21 protein-coding genes are annotated in these 18,016 nt (G+C 38.2%); all 21 read left to right on the plus strand.

The annotated features are described in order from the left end of the window. Position 1: 1 nt before the first annotated feature. Positions 2-328 carry a PrgI family protein gene (locus C3B52_RS27235; RefSeq protein WP_103109524.1) on the plus strand — a complete coding sequence of 109 codons (327 nt, stop codon included), beginning with the start codon at positions 2-4 and terminating at the stop codon, positions 326-328. Next, entirely contained in the window at positions 328-1,227 is a 900-nt protein-coding gene (locus C3B52_RS27240) for a hypothetical protein (protein WP_103109525.1), read from the plus strand. The genes C3B52_RS27235 and C3B52_RS27240 overlap by 1 nt, the downstream gene beginning before the upstream one ends. After that, a complete protein-coding gene (locus tag C3B52_RS27245; protein WP_103109526.1) occupies positions 1,217-3,340 on the plus strand; it encodes a VirB4 family type IV secretion system protein in 2,124 nt (707 codons plus the stop codon). Before C3B52_RS27240 ends, C3B52_RS27245 begins: the two co-directional genes overlap by 11 nt. A gap of 16 nt (positions 3,341-3,356) precedes the next feature. Continuing rightward, positions 3,357-5,444: a hypothetical protein gene (locus C3B52_RS27250; RefSeq protein WP_103109527.1), complete on the plus strand. Its 2,088-nt coding sequence runs from the start codon at positions 3,357-3,359 to the stop codon at positions 5,442-5,444. Then, positions 5,444-6,916 carry a M23 family metallopeptidase gene (locus tag C3B52_RS38050; RefSeq protein ID WP_103109528.1) on the plus strand — a complete coding sequence of 491 codons (1,473 nt, stop codon included), beginning with the start codon at positions 5,444-5,446 and terminating at the stop codon, positions 6,914-6,916. Before C3B52_RS27250 ends, C3B52_RS38050 begins: the two co-directional genes overlap by 1 nt. 58 nt (positions 6,917-6,974) lie before the next feature. Further along, positions 6,975-7,571, plus strand: a complete 597-nt coding sequence (locus tag C3B52_RS27260) for a hypothetical protein (protein WP_103109529.1) — start codon at positions 6,975-6,977, stop codon at positions 7,569-7,571. Between the two features lie 344 nt (positions 7,572-7,915). Beyond that, the gene (locus tag C3B52_RS27265) at positions 7,916-8,554 is read left to right on the plus strand and encodes a hypothetical protein (protein WP_103109530.1); all 639 of its coding nucleotides are present in this window, start codon (positions 7,916-7,918) and stop codon (positions 8,552-8,554) included. 25 nt (positions 8,555-8,579) lie between these two features. Then, positions 8,580-9,056, plus strand: coding sequence for a hypothetical protein (locus tag C3B52_RS27270; RefSeq protein WP_103109531.1), 477 nt, complete (start codon positions 8,580-8,582; stop codon positions 9,054-9,056). A 165-nt stretch (positions 9,057-9,221) separates the two neighbouring features. Continuing rightward, positions 9,222-10,148: a helix-turn-helix domain-containing protein gene (locus tag C3B52_RS27275; protein WP_103109532.1), complete on the plus strand. Its 927-nt coding sequence runs from the start codon at positions 9,222-9,224 to the stop codon at positions 10,146-10,148. Positions 10,149-10,190: 42 nt separating this feature from the next. Continuing rightward, on the plus strand, positions 10,191-10,760 hold the full coding sequence (locus C3B52_RS27280; protein ID WP_103109533.1) for a ribonuclease HI family protein: 570 nt from the start codon (positions 10,191-10,193) through the stop codon (positions 10,758-10,760). Positions 10,761-10,794: 34 nt separating this feature from the next. Further along, complete coding sequence (locus tag C3B52_RS27285) at positions 10,795-11,994, plus strand: hypothetical protein (RefSeq protein ID WP_103109534.1); 1,200 nt, start codon at positions 10,795-10,797, stop codon at positions 11,992-11,994. A 15-nt stretch (positions 11,995-12,009) separates the two neighbouring features. Further along, positions 12,010-12,423, plus strand: coding sequence for a hypothetical protein (locus C3B52_RS27290; RefSeq protein ID WP_103109535.1), 414 nt, complete (start codon positions 12,010-12,012; stop codon positions 12,421-12,423). Between the two features lie 127 nt (positions 12,424-12,550). Continuing rightward, entirely contained in the window at positions 12,551-12,799 is a 249-nt protein-coding gene (locus C3B52_RS27295) for a hypothetical protein (protein ID WP_103109536.1), read from the plus strand. A 135-nt stretch (positions 12,800-12,934) separates the two neighbouring features. Further along, entirely contained in the window at positions 12,935-13,195 is a 261-nt protein-coding gene (locus C3B52_RS27300; RefSeq protein ID WP_103109537.1) for an AbrB/MazE/SpoVT family DNA-binding domain-containing protein, read from the plus strand. Positions 13,196-13,505: 310 nt separating this feature from the next. Next, a complete protein-coding gene (locus tag C3B52_RS27310) occupies positions 13,506-13,856 on the plus strand; it encodes a hypothetical protein (protein WP_103109539.1) in 351 nt (116 codons plus the stop codon). Positions 13,857-13,903: 47 nt separating this feature from the next. Further along, positions 13,904-14,389, plus strand: a complete 486-nt coding sequence (locus C3B52_RS27315) for a hypothetical protein (protein WP_103109540.1) — start codon at positions 13,904-13,906, stop codon at positions 14,387-14,389. After that, positions 14,376-15,452 carry a hypothetical protein gene (locus C3B52_RS27320; RefSeq protein WP_103109541.1) on the plus strand — a complete coding sequence of 359 codons (1,077 nt, stop codon included), beginning with the start codon at positions 14,376-14,378 and terminating at the stop codon, positions 15,450-15,452. The genes C3B52_RS27315 and C3B52_RS27320 overlap by 14 nt, the downstream gene beginning before the upstream one ends. Positions 15,453-16,156: 704 nt before the next feature. Beyond that, complete coding sequence (locus C3B52_RS27325; RefSeq protein WP_164684966.1) at positions 16,157-16,474, plus strand: LysM peptidoglycan-binding domain-containing protein; 318 nt, start codon at positions 16,157-16,159, stop codon at positions 16,472-16,474. Between the two features lie 12 nt (positions 16,475-16,486). Further along, complete coding sequence (locus C3B52_RS27330) at positions 16,487-16,789, plus strand: hypothetical protein (RefSeq protein ID WP_103109543.1); 303 nt, start codon at positions 16,487-16,489, stop codon at positions 16,787-16,789. Positions 16,790-16,965: 176 nt separating this feature from the next. Beyond that, positions 16,966-17,220, plus strand: coding sequence for a hypothetical protein (locus C3B52_RS27335; protein ID WP_164684967.1), 255 nt, complete (start codon positions 16,966-16,968; stop codon positions 17,218-17,220). A 62-nt stretch (positions 17,221-17,282) separates the two neighbouring features. Next, a complete protein-coding gene (locus C3B52_RS27340) occupies positions 17,283-17,894 on the plus strand; it encodes a hypothetical protein (RefSeq protein ID WP_103109545.1) in 612 nt (203 codons plus the stop codon). Positions 17,895-18,016: the final 122 nt, after the last annotated feature.

Raw genomic sequence — 18,016 nt, forward strand, 5'->3', positions numbered from 1 at the left:
GATGAAAATTAACGTTGTTCATGTAGATATAGTATCCGAGGAAAAGGACTTCATGGGCTTAGTTAGTTGGCGACAATTTGCCTATTGCGCGATTGGTGGCATTCTTGCTTACAACATTGCTAAGCCCATGTTCTTTTCGGATTATTCATTGGAAACAATCATCATTCTTTTAATGGTCATCTTAGCACCAATTATTTTGATTGTCTGGGCTTTAGGATTTCTGTATCTTGATGAACCAGACATGTACTTTGATAAATGGCTTGTTTATTGGTGGATCGGTAGGAATGAAAACAATATATATCTCTACTTAGAGGAGGAGAGTGATTAATGGAGGGAGATTCAATTTTTGGATTTGTAGTCCTCGGGATTATGCTTACGTTAATATATTTCTTCTGGGATAGATCTCGAAAGAATTTACCACTAAATCCATTCAAGAAGCAAAGTAAGAAGAAAATTTACATTGAGGACGAAGATGAAGAAACCCCTGAGGAAAAAGAGAAGAAGCAGAAAAGTAATGAAAAGAAGAAAAGAGTTAATATTCGTGAGCTTTTAGATATTGAAGACATCAAACACGGATTAATGAAGCTTAAGAACGATAGATTCGTCCTCGTTGTTAAAGCAGGAGGGGTAAACTACTACCTTAAAAGTCCGGGTGAACAAGAGGCAATTGATGCAGCTTTCGAAGCTGGTATTTCGGCTTACGATGGTTCAGAAATGATAATTTACACACAGAGTAGACGTGTCGATTATGACGATCACATAAAGTATCAGCTTGATTTAGTGGGTAACAATAGAAGTTTGAATGATGTACAAGCTTATTATTGCCTAAACGTATTGAACAATGTGGATATCTGGCAAACCAATACCGAGGTCTATGAAAAACACAGATACTTCTTACTCCCATATGATTTATCTGCAAAAGACAAGAAGAAATTCAAAAATGAAGATCAATTATATAAGCGCATCTTTATCATCATGTCAAGGAAAGCAAAGATTCTGATGGACACGATGGGACGTGCTGGTGTTCGTAATGTTCACATTGCTACCAATGTGAGGATCTATGAGATGCTGCATCACGCAATGAGAAGAAGTGACTCTCGACATTACAAATTAGAAGAAGCCTTAAGGCGAGAAGTAGATGCTCTGTTTGTAACCTCCGATAGGGATGAGCATCAAATTGAACTAGTAGAAAAAATCACAAAGGAGGTTGAATCTGATGCTAGCTAAACTTTTTAACTTCAAAAGAGAAAAAGAAGTAACAAATGAAGAAGAAATCGAAGCGGATCTTTTTCAAAAGCAAAATGAAGAAGAATTGAGTGATATGTTCGCGACTGGAAGTGCGAGTCTATGGTCCATAATACTTCCCGATGGTGCTGACTTAACAGCAAGAGATATTGGCTATCTCCAGGATAAGCTTGGTAAGGAACGTGTCCTTCAACCATTGTATATCACACAGGGAGGATGGCCACGAAAGATTAAAACCGCTGCATTTCACCAACTCATTAATGCACCGGATACGGATGTTATGTTCTACTTGCAAAAATCCAAAAGAAAAGACGCGGTAAAGTCTCTAAAGAAAAAAGCAACCATCCTCAAGTCCAATCTGAACTTGGAAATAAAAAGAGGAAACGATGACCAGGTATTTGACTTGCAGTTAAAAATTCAAGACTGCGAAATGCTACAACAAGAGATTGCAATTGGATTGAATGATCAATTTATGGTTGCGGTTGTATCGAACGTGTTTGCGAACAATGAGGATGATTTAGAATCTATTACACAAGACTTGTCAGATAATATGGCTGGCGATGGATTTAATTTAAGAACTACATACTCAAGGATCAAGATGGGGTATGCATCCGGATTACCACTAGGTAGAAATCAAATTCGTGAATCCTGGAGGAACTTAGACAGATATGCGGCGGCATCTGTCTTTCCATTTGCAACGAATGATTTAGAGTATGCTGGACCAGGTAGTATTCCTTTGGGAATGAATAAAATTGAGGATAAAATAGTGTTCTTTGATAACTTTTCGCGGAAGAATCCAAATTATAACTTTGGGATATTCGGGGTGAGTGGATCAGGAAAGAGCTATGCTGTAAAACTATTAGCAGCACGAGGGCTAATCAATGACATCGCAACAGTGTTTATAGATCCTGAGAAGGAGTACAAGGATTTAGTACTACAACTTGGCGGTATTTACATCTCATTCGTAGAAGAGGAACTGTCTGATAAGCCACAAATTACAATCAATCCGTGCGCACTTTGGCCGACAGAAATAGAGCTCGATGGAGAAGATGATGATGAATTAAACAATATAGATACCAGCAAGTGCGAAGTTTATAAGGATCATGAGGGCAGAACCTTTATTCGATTCGTAAATATCCAGGAAAAAAGAGACGAGATTCTTGACTTTCTTGAGATGGTTGTAAAGGACGATGAAAAGAAAGGTCTAAATGCATTTGAACGTGAGTTTTGTGAAGATGCGATAATTAAGGTTTTTAAAAAGCGAAGATTCACTCAACATCCAGATTCACTGTTTGAAGATGGACACATGGATGAAGACGGCAGAATCCATACAGGCCGAGTAAGGAAGAAAGAAATAACCATTACGGATATTTATAACCAGATTTATGGTGATTTTGGAGACCGGGAAGAAGCACAAGAACTTCTTGCTGCTTTAAGACCATGTCTGAGATCTCGAAAATCGCGAGATTATGAAACGGAAGAAGAGTTTGATATTCGTGGATCTATGTCTATGTTTGATGGCCAGAGTTATTTTGGAGAAGGTATCAACACTGCTTTGGAAGATCAAATGTTAATAGGATTCGATCTTTCATCCTTCGAAGGAAACCCACGTTTAAGCAAAATAGCCTACCATGTCATCTTTCAGTGGAGTTGGGAAAAATTTGTAAAGGGAAATCCAATCAAGAAAAAGCGACTCCTATGCGATGAAGCGTGGAGAATGGTTGATGATGAGCAGTCTGTAAACTTCTTAGAAAAGGCAGCTCGCAGAGCGAGGAAGCGTAATTGCTCTTTAACAATTGCAACGCAAGATTTCCAACGACTAGCTGAAAATAAAAAGGCAAGTTCTGTTGTACAAAACTGCCATACCCTATTCTTTATGAAACAAGATAGTAAGAGTATTGATTCTGTAGCAAGTACTTTCAAGTTAACAGATGGTGAAGTTAGCTTGTTAAGTGCAGATATTCCTCAAGGTGAGGGGATCTTGCGCGTAGGTAATACAAGTGTGTGGATGCAGACTCTTGCATACGAAGAAGAGAAACCATTCTTAGAATCAAATGAAGCAGTCAAACGAGAACAGAGACAGGTAGCCTCTTAAGAGAGGGGGGAACATAATGTTTGCGATAGGTGATTTATTGGTTGAAGCGATAATTGCTTTATTACAACCAATACTTGATTTTATTTCTAACAACACAGACACCATCATGGAACTCGTCTTCAATTACAATATTGAGAAAGATGTGAGTACTGGCGAAGTAATTGGAGGTGGTTTGTCCAACTTGGTTTATGGGCTGTTCTCCGCATCGGAATTAGAAAATCTTATCAAACCTGGTGTTGAAGGAATGTTAAGAATATGTGCTCTATTGCTTCTGTTAGGGGTAATGTACTTTGGAATAAGAATGGCAAGACAAGGTACAAATGAGCGATTACGTAGTGAGAACATGTCCATGTTGTTTACCATGGCTTTTTCGATGTTTCTTTTAGGAAACATCTGGATATTGTATGACATGATGTTTCTTCTGAATAGTATCATTGTTGATACATTCAGAGCGATGGCGTTTCAAAAGCTCAATGGGTCAACCTTTGCATCGGGCGTTGATGAGAGCTCCAGTGCGATATTAAAACTTGTGTTGAGTTTGTTGATGCTTGGCCTTTCATTGTGGGCAAATTTTTACTATATCATGCGGAAGTTAATGATCATCTTATTGATGATTACTGGTCCTGTGTTTATTACATTGTCGATTTACCCACACATGAGACAAGTTACAAGTACTTGGGGGCGCGAGTTATTTTCAAATATCATTTCTCAATCAATTCATGCCATCATGTTGTGGATCTTCATTGTTATGTCAAATACACAGCAGGCGTGGCTCTTACAGGTTGTTTTCCTGGCTACTTTTATCCCGTTATCGGAAGCAATTAAATCATTGCTTGGGGCATCTAGTGAGACAGGAAAAATGGCAACTGGTTCAAGCATAGCTGCTATTGCTGGTGCAGCTGCTATTACTGGTAGTCTCGCGAATGCAACTGGGGCAAATAATGTTTCGAACTTGATGAGTAAATTAGCATCTTCAGGTGCAAGTAATGTTAGTGGTGGTGGATATAGACCAGGGCCGGGTGTGGGGCCAGGGCCTGGATCAGGAAGGGGAGCTTCAATCAGTGGAGGGGCACCTTCTAGCAATGGATATTCACCAGCTGCGAGTGCTTACGAAAACTCAGGCCTTGGAATGGGAACTGCAAGTCCAGTCAATACTCCAATTTTGACTAATAGTCGTCCGATGAATCGAGCACTTAAAGTTGGTAGGGTCATGAGTAAAATAGGTGCAACAACTGGTGCTGTATTAGGGGCGACTGCTATGGCTCCACTTGGACCGATGGGCATGGCGTTAGGTGCTTCGGCAGGAGCGAATGTTCTATCTTCCACTGGTGCTGTTCTTGGTAGAAGTGGCTGGCAAGCAGGTGAAACTGGATTAAAAGGTATTCGTGGTGGCGTGAAATCAGTATATGAAGGATTTAAACCAGGAGGCGCAATATCACAAGCAGGTGCAGAAATGAAGCCACTTGGAAGAAAAGGTGCTCAAATAAAATCAATGGTTCAGGAACTTGGGAAAGGTTCCTTAAATGCAATGGGAGTTAAAGGTGGAGTTGGAAATGTTGCAAGGGGTGCTGCTTCCCATGCAGCTGGTACGATATTCGGGGAAAAAGGATACAATTTTACCTATGGAGTGGCAGATAAAGCATTAGGATCGTTAAGTCCATCGATGAATGAGTTGAAATCAAAAGTTGATGACCAAGAATTCCGTAAGATGAAGCTAATTCAGACAAATGAAGGTTCATATTTAACGGCGTATTCACGTGCGGATAACTACGCGAATAGAGTTCGAATCTCAAGAATTGGTGAGGGAAATCCTGTCCTAAAACCTAATGAATCTGTTGAGATGAAAGCGAATTTTGCTCCTGGTGGGCGTTTACAGTTTGATCACTCAACAATCGAGTTTCGTGACGCTAATAAGCAAATCCGTAAAACGATAAATGAGCGGGGGAAACAGGTAGAAGATAGAGATTATGCAAGGAGTAAATATACACACGTTGAACCAAATGCCCTGTTCAAAGAAAAATATCCAGACCATACAACCAGAAGAAACCAACGTGCTTCTCACTCTGATTGGATTCAAAAAAATTCCTTTGGAGGTAAAGGTTAATGTCTGCCCCTAAACAGCGCGGGGATTATACCTCTAAAATTGTCCATAAAACGATCAATACGTCAAAGGGCATAGCAAACCAGCTGATAGGGTTAGGCGGAAAACGTGGCGGTTCAGTTGTAAAGAATTTTTTGAAGGAATTAGCGAAGAGGGCAATAAAAGAATTAATTAAGTTAATAGCAAGAATGATATTAAAAGCAGCTCTGTGGTTTATAGGATCATACGGTATGCTTGCTTTCATTGCTGTTATTGTCATACTCATCGCTTCTATGTCGTTGTATATTCTTTTCGACAGCGATGGAGATGGAATAAAAGATGCTAAAGGCGAAAGGTTCTATCAGACATATGTAGAGTTGGCAAAAGACACGGTGGATAAGAAACAACCTGAACAGTACTTTTTTCGAACCAATGAGTATTTACTAATGATTGCAAGTAACATTACTGCACAAAAAGGTTACATGAGTTCTGACGAGTCTGTGAAAAGAATTATGAGTGCGGTCAAGCCTTCGTTTGTTTACGGCCCTGTTAAGGAATGGGATTTGCAACGTGATTGTTATCCAGATGGAAACTGCTCATCGCCTTATAAAGTGAATGAGAGAGAAGTAATTCTTCTTACACAGGCAACAAACTTTATTGGTACTTGGACACTAGATTACGAAGTAAAACCAGTACCAGTTGATGAGCAAGGAAAAACAGACCTTAGTCTACAAATGATTGAGTATCTAGGTCGGGATCACTCAGGCTCATGGAACACAGTAGATTGTGGTCCAGATTCTTGTACAGAGCAGATGGATCATAAAGCCTATTTGCAGAAAAAATACGTGACTAAGCCAGATCTCTCTAACCTAATTGAAGAATTAATTTCTCAAGGTTATAAAAGATTCGACTTTGCTTTACTACAAACGATGTACAACGAGGCTGTCTCAGATAACTTTCAAATCTTTTTTAGAAATCTTGAAGGGATAGATGGCTTCGGGGATGGCATTAGCGGTGGTGATCGCACTGGAGCAGTAGACGTCATTCAAAAACCTCCAACCGATGAAATGCTAAACAAAGGTGAATGGATTTGGCCAACCCCAACAATAACAAACATCACTTCTTATTTTGGAAAACGCTTAAGAAACGGATCGTTTGAAGGGCATCAGGGGATTGATATCGCACCAAAAGGGTCATCAGCAGCTGGTCATATGGTCTATGCTCCTCGTGACGGTACCGTGATAAAGGCAGGAAAATCAAATGGGTATGGAATCGCAGTCTTTATTCGACACAAAGATGGAATGACAACAGAATTGGGTCATCTACAATACAACGGAATTTTGGTAAAGGTGGGTGACAACGTGAAAAAAGGAGATCCTGTAGCCACAATCGGTTATGGTATTGTTGGGGATTCTTCTGGACCACACTTGCATGTATCTATAGACATGCCGAATAGCTGGGTAAGGACCAATCCATTGTATTACATTCGGCCATGATAGATAACAGGGTGCTATGTATGCACCCTGTTATCAAATGGTTTAAGGAGGAATACAGTTGAAAAAAAGGTTACTACTTATCATGATAGGAGCGCTTCTATTTTGTAGTCTTTTGTTTTTGATATGGGATAAATTCACTTCTGGTAATAGGCAAAATATAGGGAACAAAGCAGCTGAGTATGAAATTGAACTAAAAAGAGTAAGTGAGAACTCTCAATTGAAAGACGACAAACAAATCACTGAAAGAAATCCTTATGAACATAAACATGAGGAGGAAGTGATTTATCCAGAAGATGATATCACATACATGTTTACTGCTGCAAAAGCGAACGATGTTGAGGGTTTTTATGATTCATTTACTGCCGAAGCGCTAATCGTAGCGTTTCCTGAGGTAAAAGAGATGAGAGTTCAAATGGAGGAATATTTGGACATTCTAACTCAGAGTGGAAATCTAAAAGATATCGGTATTCTAAGTAAAAAAGTTACGAATCCCGACCCAAAAAGCATGGAAGTAGTGGTATCGGTCGCACTACTCTATGATGGACTGAATCGAAAAGAGGTAGAAATTAAAGTGCAATCATTTGCAGATGAGCATGGTGGCCGATCATGGAAAACAGTGACGCCAATGACTGAAATCATTTCACAAATACAGTGAAATCTATATTAAGGAGGGCGTCGTTTCTATGACGATGGTGACTATCATGAGTTACCTCATCATTGGGGTAACTTTATTTCACATACTAATAAAAGTAAAAAATCTCTTATTCAAAAGTGCAACCATTATTGCAATTATAATGGCTAGCTACTGGTATATTTTTCATTATGATTCAGTTCAAATAATAAAATGATCTTCACATTTCACTTTCGATACTATACGATAGTACATGTGGGCTAAGAAATTACTACCTGAATACATGAAGCTGGGAAATACCTAGCTAGAAAACCTTATCTAAGGTTTTTTAGCTAGGTATTTTTGTATCCCAGCAAAAGGAGAATAATATGGTAAAAAAGGCTGCTTTAATAATGATGTTACTATCGACCGTGACAATAGTTGGCTGTACAGATAGTACGGATTCTCCCAACAGTACCAACAAAATAGCAAATGTTCCTGATAACGGGATAACTTTCTCTCCTACCTTGAATGTTGGACCTGGTAAACCGGTAGTGAATCCAGAGAAGCCAATAACTTCAATTGAACAAAAAAGCGATAAAACGAGTGTTGCGAATGAAACAACAATGCAAAAAAAAGCAAAAGAAGAAGTGGAGTCGGTCCAAAATGAAGACGCCGTTGTACTGCCACCAAATCCATCTGTTCCCTTAAAGCCAAGATACGTGAATTCAAATCCAGTGAAAAAAGAGAATGGTTCTGACCATCTTAATCAGTCCAAAGTCCAATCAAATGTCGAGAATTCGCTGGTAAGTGATGATATTGCTGAGTTAATCGATACTCATAAATTAATAAAGCAAGCACATGCCAAAGGTTACCAAGTAACAATTGATGCAGGGAAAGTATCCGTTAACAATGAGCCAGTTATCATGGTTGATGATGAGGGGGATTACTATATCTATGATCCTGATGCTGTCTTTCAAAAGAGTCTGTTGAATAAAAACGTAAAACAGGGAAAAGAAAAGCAGTAAAAATTATTATGAAAGCAGTGATCGTATGTCTTCTATAATTTTAGACAATAAGATAATTTTTGTAGTACTTTTTATCTTGCTATCTATCATGCTATATGTTCTCATTTACACGGTTAAACGAAACGATCGAATAAGAGTTGAAAAGAGAGCACTCGAAAATCAAAGAACTAAGGAAAGGAGTGCAACAGAAACTAGCACTAAAACGATTGATAGCAATGAAAAAATGGACGTAGATGTCAAAATTGAACCGAATAATGATGACGATGATGCCCTTATTCATGATGTGATGAAGGAAGCAGCTGAATGGAATGATACGGATTATTCCTTAATGACTGAACAGGAGTTACGAGAGTGTTATCGAAAATTAAGAATATCACTAGGTGCAATAGATTACTTAATTAAAGCAGGTAAACTAAATGTTGAAATCGGCCAGCAGCACCGAGAACGAATGATGAGCGTGATAGCACTAATTAAAGAGCGTATGGAAGCAGAAAATAAATAGAGGATTCAAGTAAATATGAATTACCTCATTGGCGACTCGGTTCAGAGTCGTTTTATTATTATGGAAATAGCCTTATTGGAAATGTATATTTAATTAAATGGTAATGTATAGCTTTGACGTGATATACTAATCTTACGACTAAATTCTTATACGGTAGGATAATTCATGAAAAATCATATGTTAACAGAAGCAGCTGCACTTCTTGGAGTAACTGAAGAATCTTTATTAACGAATAATGAAGGAATTAGCTGCAATGATGCAGCAAAGATTCTAGGTGTTACGCCCAAAACAGTTTGGTTAAAGGCAAAGTCCTCTGAATTACCAAGTACATCCGTCATGAAAAAGGGACGACTTGTATATAGGTTTCAACTTGATGACATATTCAGATACAAAGAGGAACTAGCAAAATTTGAGCCTGAGGTTCTATCTAATGGATCAGGAGTATATTTATTTCAGCGATGGAACAGCTCAGAAGGAAAGACATTTGGAAGGGTCGTGAAAATTGAGCAATCCTCTAAATCCAGTTTCACTGCATATATCCAAACCGAAAAAGGCAGCTTACTTCCGGAGGACGATCTCAGAAATGCTGGTTGGGTTCCAGAATTGATAGTAATAGAGAATAAGAAGCGGAAGTATATGAATGGAACAGTGACTCTCTCTTATCCAAAACCAAAAAACATAAATGATGCAGTATATGATCATTTTCTATTTTTGTTCGCAGAGTTTGGACTCAATAACATCCAACTCATATTTTTAAACGATACTATCGTCATTGAGACCAAAAAGTACACATCAACTAGTAAGTGGGATGATTTCCATTTCCAAATGCTCGTACATGGCCTAGAAAACGGTGGAGGCAGTATAACTCAGGGTCAGAACGAATTTACGCTTGAACCTGATCTGGAGGGATACTTAGCAAATTTGTCGGGTGAAAAGAGACGTGCAATTAATCACGTAATCCAGGTGGATCAGACAACGAAGCAGGATCTAGTAGAAAGCGGAATGGATCTATATTTAAAAACTTATCATCCACAGATTTACAATCAGTTGAAAGATAAGGGTTTAATTCGAGATAGACATAAACGAGAATAATCCTAAATTAAATCATCAAAAAGTACATGAGGAGATTTAGAAATGTATAAGGCATATTGTGATGGCTACACATACCGAATGAGTGGTTATGCAAGTATTGCTTATATCATTAAAAGTGAAGATAGTGCAGTAGTCGATAAACACGTAAAAAAAATAGGAAAAGCAAGTATTCATGAGGCTGAATATGTTGCTGTAATTGAGACATTATCGAAACTTCAAAAATTGGGGATCAAAGAAGTTGTTGTAATATCGGATGATAGTCTGGTCGTCAATCAGATAAATGGTGATTGGGAAATTACAGATGAGAAGTTGAAGCATCTTCATTCTGAGGTTATGGAAATAAGGGACTTCTTTGATATCATCCAATTTTTGTGGTTGCCCGAGTCTGAAAATGAAGCAGCTTCAATGAGCAAAGAATTATTAACCCCCAAAAAGGGTGTATTTACCGGAGACATTTCCAGGTTAGATGAAAACAGATATCAGGTTGTTGGAAAAAACACTTACATCGTTGACTTGTTTTTATCCAATTGTACATGTCCCGCTTATCAAAATATGTCCACCCGACCATGTAAGCACATAATAGCTGTAGAAGGTCAAGTGGAAATAGAATGATTCATAGAAGTATGAATGATTATAAGGAGTTTGGATGGGTACTAAAACTAGGGTAGCACTTAATGTAACGAAATTCTCAAAGGTCGAAATCCAGAATAAACTACTCCAGCTTTGGTGCATTGGTGTTATAGCACTATGTATCGTTGCGGGAATCTGGTTGAAATCTTATGTTCATGTGATTACTTCAATTTTAACCATTAGTTTTGTAATACCAACTTCGGTATGTATTTCGATCATTGTAGATAGAAAGTATCAAAATACTCGTTTGAAATGGGCACTGATCGCATTGCCGTTCCTGGTTCTAATGACAATAGGTGGTGCCCTATTATTAATACCGGTTGAGCCATATACCGTGAGTTATCCCAAGCGAATCATTCCGATAAATTCGGAGATTATTAAAATGAAATTCACGAAAGATTCGCATTTCTATCAAGTGTCAGTTGGATCACAAGTGGTTACAAATAAGCTACAAGAACTGTATGTTGAGTATCTAGGTGCAGGGAAGATGGATAGGCGGTACTTATCTTTACAATGCATGGATAGTCAAAATCAATCCTTAGAGATCTCAACGTATGAAGCGTCCATTAAGCCAATCATATCTGCATTAACGTATCTGAATCAAAGGCCATCATTTACCGAAAAGATACGCATAAACGTAAACAGAAACACCGGTGCATTGCAGAACGGAGATATAGTTATGAGCATTAATGATAAACAAATAACAACAAGTCAAGAATTGCAACAATTGCTTGTTACTCCCGATACAATCTTATCTTTTCTCATAGACCGGGAAGGTAAAGAACTAATAATCCAATTCCGAGCAGATGAGTTCTCGGACTATGCAAACCAGGTGCAACTACATCTGTCGTCAACCATTGACCTTTCTTCGGAATTACCAATTCAAACCTACATATCTAAAGAAATGCTTGGCGATTCTAATGGCTTACCGAAAACGTTAGAAATCATTCATCAAATGTCGAGCGATTTGATTAAAGGAAGAAAGATAATTGCAACAGGAAGTGTACAAACTGATGGCACAATCCATGCTGTCGGTGGAATAGAGTATAAATTAATCACATTGTCTGAAAGTACCTTTGACTTTTGTTTCATTCCTGAAGCCAATAGAAATGAAGTGGAACGTGCAATTGGTTCTGGATTAATACCTCGACTCACAGGTGAATTGGTATATGTTAAGACAGTATCTGATGTCATATCGATTTTAAAAGATAGCTAATCGGGAGGGTAATCTATGAATAAAGAAATCACTCCTTTAAGTGGAGTTAATTCCTTTGAAAATATTAATCTTGACGAAAGTATTGTTTTTCAATCTGAACAAGTAATTGAAAGAGACAGTGAAATTGCTCGGAAATTAATGAGTATCGGATCAACTATTAGAACAGTTAACGTAGTCATTAATCCGAAGAAAGAATCAGGCCAATTAATGAAGTCATTAGTTGGAGCTATACCTTCATCATTATTAGCCCAACTTGAAAGTATGCAAGAGATTCCTTCTTATGTAGAAGAGCAGAGCTTTGTGATTATAAAAAAAGATGATGAGAAATGGTTAGCGCAACTTTGCAATGAGTACGATGACATCGTACTACTATCGATGACACCAGAAGATGTTATGCAGATACGTGAGTATAAGACATTTCTTCAGTAATAGTACTGATGGGTACCGTCTCAACTTCAGTTCTTTGCATCTGATGGTAAATGAAACAGGCTTGAGCTAGATTTGAGTACTAGCTTCAGTTAAATAAAAGCTGAATAAGAATAAAAGGAGAATTAGATTGAAAGATACTGACATCGATTTCGAAGAAGAGATGTTTAATATTCATCGGCCTCGGAGAATTGTTACAGATCCAGTAGAAAAAGAACTAATGGATAAATCTAATGCAGCATTCATGAAGATCATGGAGCAGCCTACAATTGAGAATAAGATGGTTTACGACAAAATTGAAGAAGAACTGAAGGCGTACAGAAAGCAAGTAATGGATAATCTTAAGCAAGAAATAGAGGATGAACGAAAGTCTAAATAAGTATGATTGATTATCATCGGTGTGCTTTCGTAATTTCAAGATGCATTGAGGGAAATAGTTTCTTCCACCAACCAAAAGACACTAGATTCTTGGATATCACTTTAAATAAAATGAAGATTTGAAAAGGAGAGATCAATTATGAAAGCTACTGGTGTAGTTAGGAAAGTCGATGAACTGGGTCGTATCGTTCTTCCTAGTGAGTTGCGTGATACTTTTGACATTAACATCAAAGACCCCCTTGAGATATTTGTTGATGGGGAAATGATGATCCTAAAGAAATACCAGCCCTCATGCGTCTTCTGTAATAGCGCCGATAAAACTACTTATTTTAAAGGAAAGCTAATTTGTTCAACTTGCCTTGATGACGTAAAAGAGGCAATTGAAGAAAATGAATAATTGATTTTAGTGAGGTACATATATGGAAAATCAAATTGATAAATGTCCAAAGTGTGGGTGTACGGACATAGGCAGAGGTAGGCAGGCAGGACACGCTATAGTAGCACCATATGAAAAGTTCTTTGGTCTTGGATCAGTTCTAATTCACCGTATCTGTACGAATTGTGGTTACGTTCTTGAAAGTTACGTAGAAAAGCCTTCCAGATTTAAAGAGTAAAACGGTGAATTTATTAAGTAAAATGAGTGCTAATTGCACTAATGTAAGTGGATACAAGATGCTCAACGAGTGAAATAGGAGGCCCTAGGAACAATGAATAAACGACAGTTGAAGAAGAATGAAAAGAAATATATCCCTATTATTGCAGATGAAGCTATTCTTCTTACGATGACAGAGGACGAACAAAAAAGAGCATTTGAAAATTATATGATGTACCGGAAAAAATATGCTTATAGGAAAAAATATAAGGATCTTAAAAACGCCAAACCTTTGCTGTATTTCTATTCTTTAGGTAACTCTGGGCGTCAATTTAGCGAGAAGCTAGGGAAAAGAGCAAGGAAGGGGTATTCGGCAATTGGAACTCAAGCACTGGATGAAAAAACCCGCAGTCTTTTAGAAGAAGCTTATATTTCAAGGCCTGAAGCTGATAGAAACACGAATTAACAATGGTTTGTCGAGTGTACCTAGCATGAGATCAGAAAGGGTTAAGAATGAATAGAGATGAATTTATAAAACTACCACGTTACGAAGAAGAAGTATATTTCCTTCAAACGTTGAGAGTGGATCATGCCATGGGGGGAGCTATGTTTGATAAGCTTTCTGAGATTCTTATGGTTGAGATAGAAGAAGCAAAGAAACGAAGTGAAGATAAAAAAGCTAAATCGCTTGAACTCTTTTTGCAGCAAATTACAGAGGCAGTACAGTCTTATGGAGATATCGAGGAAGATTTCTTACTCAATCGGGTAATATGGACAAAAGAATTGACATTGCATTTGCTTCGCAAGCGTTACGACAGCGGTTATCCAGTAAACTCCGGAAGCATGCAGCACGGGGGGAAGGTGTTACGACGGATACATGAAAAAGGTAAGCGTTTTTTTGGAAGCTGGGATGAGTGCTTAGAGGCAGCAGGTATTCCTCCAAAGGACATACGATTAAGTAAGAAAGGGCAGCAGGTAACGAGGAATGTACTACTATAATCAACGTTTTGCTACGGATAAAGAAAATGCCATCTTACACACTCTTCGGTCTGACATTGATTACAGCATCCTTACTCATCTTGTCGATACGTTGGGTACTCCTCTTTTAGATGATGAAAGTAAAAGTATGTTAGGGCCATTTCTTCAATGTAGTCAGCAGTTACTCGAAGTGTATAAAAATGAAAACCTGCTATCTCTGCAACCAGGTCGAATTCAACAATTTCTTTTTGAAAGACAGCAGCAGGGCAAGTCACTTGCTGAGGCAGTAATGCGGGAAGAAGAGCTTGTAATCTATGAGGCGATTACAAGAAGATGCGACTATTACGTATTTCTAAGGATGTATAAATTTGATGTGGAGAGAATCAAGAACGAGTATAACGTTCAACAAAGAAAGTTACGAGCTGAACAAAGACGAATTGACAATCAGAAATGGCTTGAAGAAACATACGATGAGAGAAGAAGCGAAATCCTAGGCAATATCAAAGCGCTTGCCGAAAACTATAAGGGGAAGGTGTCCCACGCCCTTTACAGGAGGAAGTATCCTTACTCTGGATCAGCAGTGGAGATCAAGGAACTATTTGGGGATTGGAACCAGGCGTTAAGCGAATCAGGAGTCAAAGAAATTATGGATAGGTTCGAGGCGTTAGCATCTGCAAAAGAAGAGGACCCGGAGATCGTAAATCTTAAAGAGCGCATCATCGAACAAATCAGAGAATGTCACATGGATAACGGTAAGGTTTCTGCCAGCATCTATGAACTTTCTGGGCGTTCCCCATCAATAGAGGTTATAAAGCGTGTTTTCGGAAAATGGACGGATGCCATGATTGCAGCTGGGTTGCCCACTAATAAGACGACTCATCGAAAAGCTGAAAGAAAGAACAAAGTTCATACAAGCCTGCACAGCGAAATTCACGAGTTAAAACGCTCATTAGAACTAATAAATCAGGAACGTTTAGCTTTGCGTGAAGAATTCAGTAACAGGGATTTAAAGCTTGTACTGGAAAAAGAAAGTACCCAAGCGCGTTTAGTCGAATTAGAACAACTACTTAAAAATCCAAAGTAATAACCTCAGTTTATGTAACGGGATGTGTCAGTGAATACTTGTAGAGAGTTGATGGACTATAAGGATGGCTTTTAAAAGAGTGCACGTTCGCTGTGAATGAAATAGATGCTAGAGCCATCTGTGTCATCAAATAAGAGTATTTCTTGGCTATTAAAACTAAGTAAAGAGTACGGAAGTGTGGTTTCACCAACCAGCGGGCAGGAGGCTCGGGTAGATTTTGCACCGGTGGCGCATCAATGTGAAGCAAACCCCAGTGACATCCGGTGTAACTGCGTATCGTTGGCTATGATCGAGAACCCGGACAAGACCAAGTTAGCCTAAAACCACTTTACTCACTTATCAAAGGTATAGGCGCATGGATAAAACTGAAGTTCATTACTCCATTTAGAAGTTACCATGGTGAAGAAAGGCTGCTTGCTTGTTTCTTCCCCTTAAGGTATTATTAATGCTATAAACCTTTTAATTGTTTTTCTTTTTTAGGTCTAATTTAGACCATGTGCCGTTGAATGAACATTCAACTTTGTTTGTAATAGCCCGTTGGCTATCTTTGAAACTCTACGTTTCTTAGGTGTGCCAATGGGCTTTTTTGCGTTCCTAAAAAGACAAAAAGGAGGCCTATTACGAAGACACACCAGAAAAAAATCAAAGTAAGCTTCAACCGGTCATATATAGAATATGGCCTTTTTGTCATTCTTAATAGAAAGGTGGGAAGGATCATTATTGATCCGAAGATAGTGAGAATAAAAGGATGGGTCGTTCTTGTACTTATGGCTATCTCTTTCTATGTGGGAAGCATCAGCAGCGGAAATCAGGAGAAAGAATTGCTTGTACCCGAAACTCCAAATTACACCGTTAAGCAAGGCGATACGCTTTATAAGATCGCAAAGACGGTAAGTGAGAAAAATGATATTGGTATTACTGAAGCGATAAAGTCGTTAAAGCGTGTAAACGAAGAAAAAGGAAACAAAATTGAAGCAGTCATTTACCCAGGCCAAGACATATATGTTCCAATATCGAAATAAGGAGAGATTTCCATGAATACATCATTAATTAACCAAGGAACCTTAGACACTCTTCAGACGTCAGCAGCCAAAGAGATAGAGATTCACCCTAGAACACAATACCAAACAATTAGAGGTGTTGTTTGGACGCAACCACGAACTATCACAGTGTCTGAAGGTGTATATCGACTGGAATTTGTTTTTGATGATGATGAAGAAATACGAAAATCTTTGCTCGGCTTGTTTAGTACTAATAAAAATGGAGAAATTATTGTTTACAGTTATTCTTTTAAGGATTATTCAAAATTTGACATGAGAGGGAGATTAATCTCCTAACGAAAGGACCAGAAATGGTCCTTTTCTGTTTCAATGCTTAGGAAAAACTTCTTCTACATGGAGAGTGAATATCAATGATTGGCTTTCGGGTCACCTATGAAGATCTTTGCAGTTTTCTTAGACAAAACGTTGCGGAATGGGTGGATATCATTTTTTCCCGTTCATCTTTTTCATGCATGCTGCACATCAATGAAATTGAGAAGAATGGTTTTGTAAAGGTTAATGGCTGGGAGTACAACATGGATGACATTAACCGAATATTACTTGAAGAAGTAGGCGTGATTAATGATTTTTCATTTGGTCCAGGACCGAATGAAGGATACAAAATCATTATTCGTTTTGAGAGCGGGCAAGTTATATGGGTGAAAACATTTGAAAGAGATTCGTTCAAGCAACTGTTTGACTGGGTTCAGACTCATGGAACGAATTAGCTGTTTGATACCCAATCCATTAATGATTCAAATCAAGAAAATATGACCTGGAGGGAATAAACATGATTGACGTTACTTTAAATGCTGATAACACAGAAGTGAAGAAAGAACAATCCTGGAAAAAAGGTGATAAGTGTAATTTAAAGGGAAAACGAGGTGTCTTTGAGATTTACTTCTTACAGGAAGGGATTTTTCCAACTGCCAACATCGTGAAATTAGACAGCCACGGAAATCAGATGAAAAAACGTTATACAGGAATATCTCTGAATGATCTACTAAGATTCGATGAAGATCAACCTTCATTAGATAAGGAAGGAAGAACCGCATATGAAGCTGCTTTAGAATTAACGAAAAGTGGTTTCGTCATGACTGATTTTTACAACACAACATCAGAGACATTGGCAAAGGTCATTCAGGTCACAAAAAGCGGTAGGATAAAAGTCATTGAGCTCCATATCAAGAGCGGGCTTCTTCCAAAATATAGAGGAGAAGGAAAAAACAAAGTTCGGGATATGGAAGTTCAGATCATTGATTATTCGAACTTGGATTATTCTGAGAGTAGCGAAATATTAACTTTCACTCCGAAGCTCTTTTGGGGTAAATGGGGTTATTGGCATAAAGGTAGCAAAGTATTACGCCATCCTAAGATGACAAAAGAAAACTTACTTGATTAGTTGAGAACGAAGGAACCAATCGGTTCCTTCGTTCCTTTTATTTAATAGAACGGGAGCAAATGACATGGAGATTGTTATCGTTTTTTCTTTTGTGATTTTATTTTTACTCATTGTGGGTGTTT

The organism is Brevibacillus reuszeri (genome assembly GCF_002897295.1).
GTDB lineage: Bacteria > Bacillota > Bacilli > Brevibacillales > Brevibacillaceae > Brevibacillus > Brevibacillus reuszeri_A.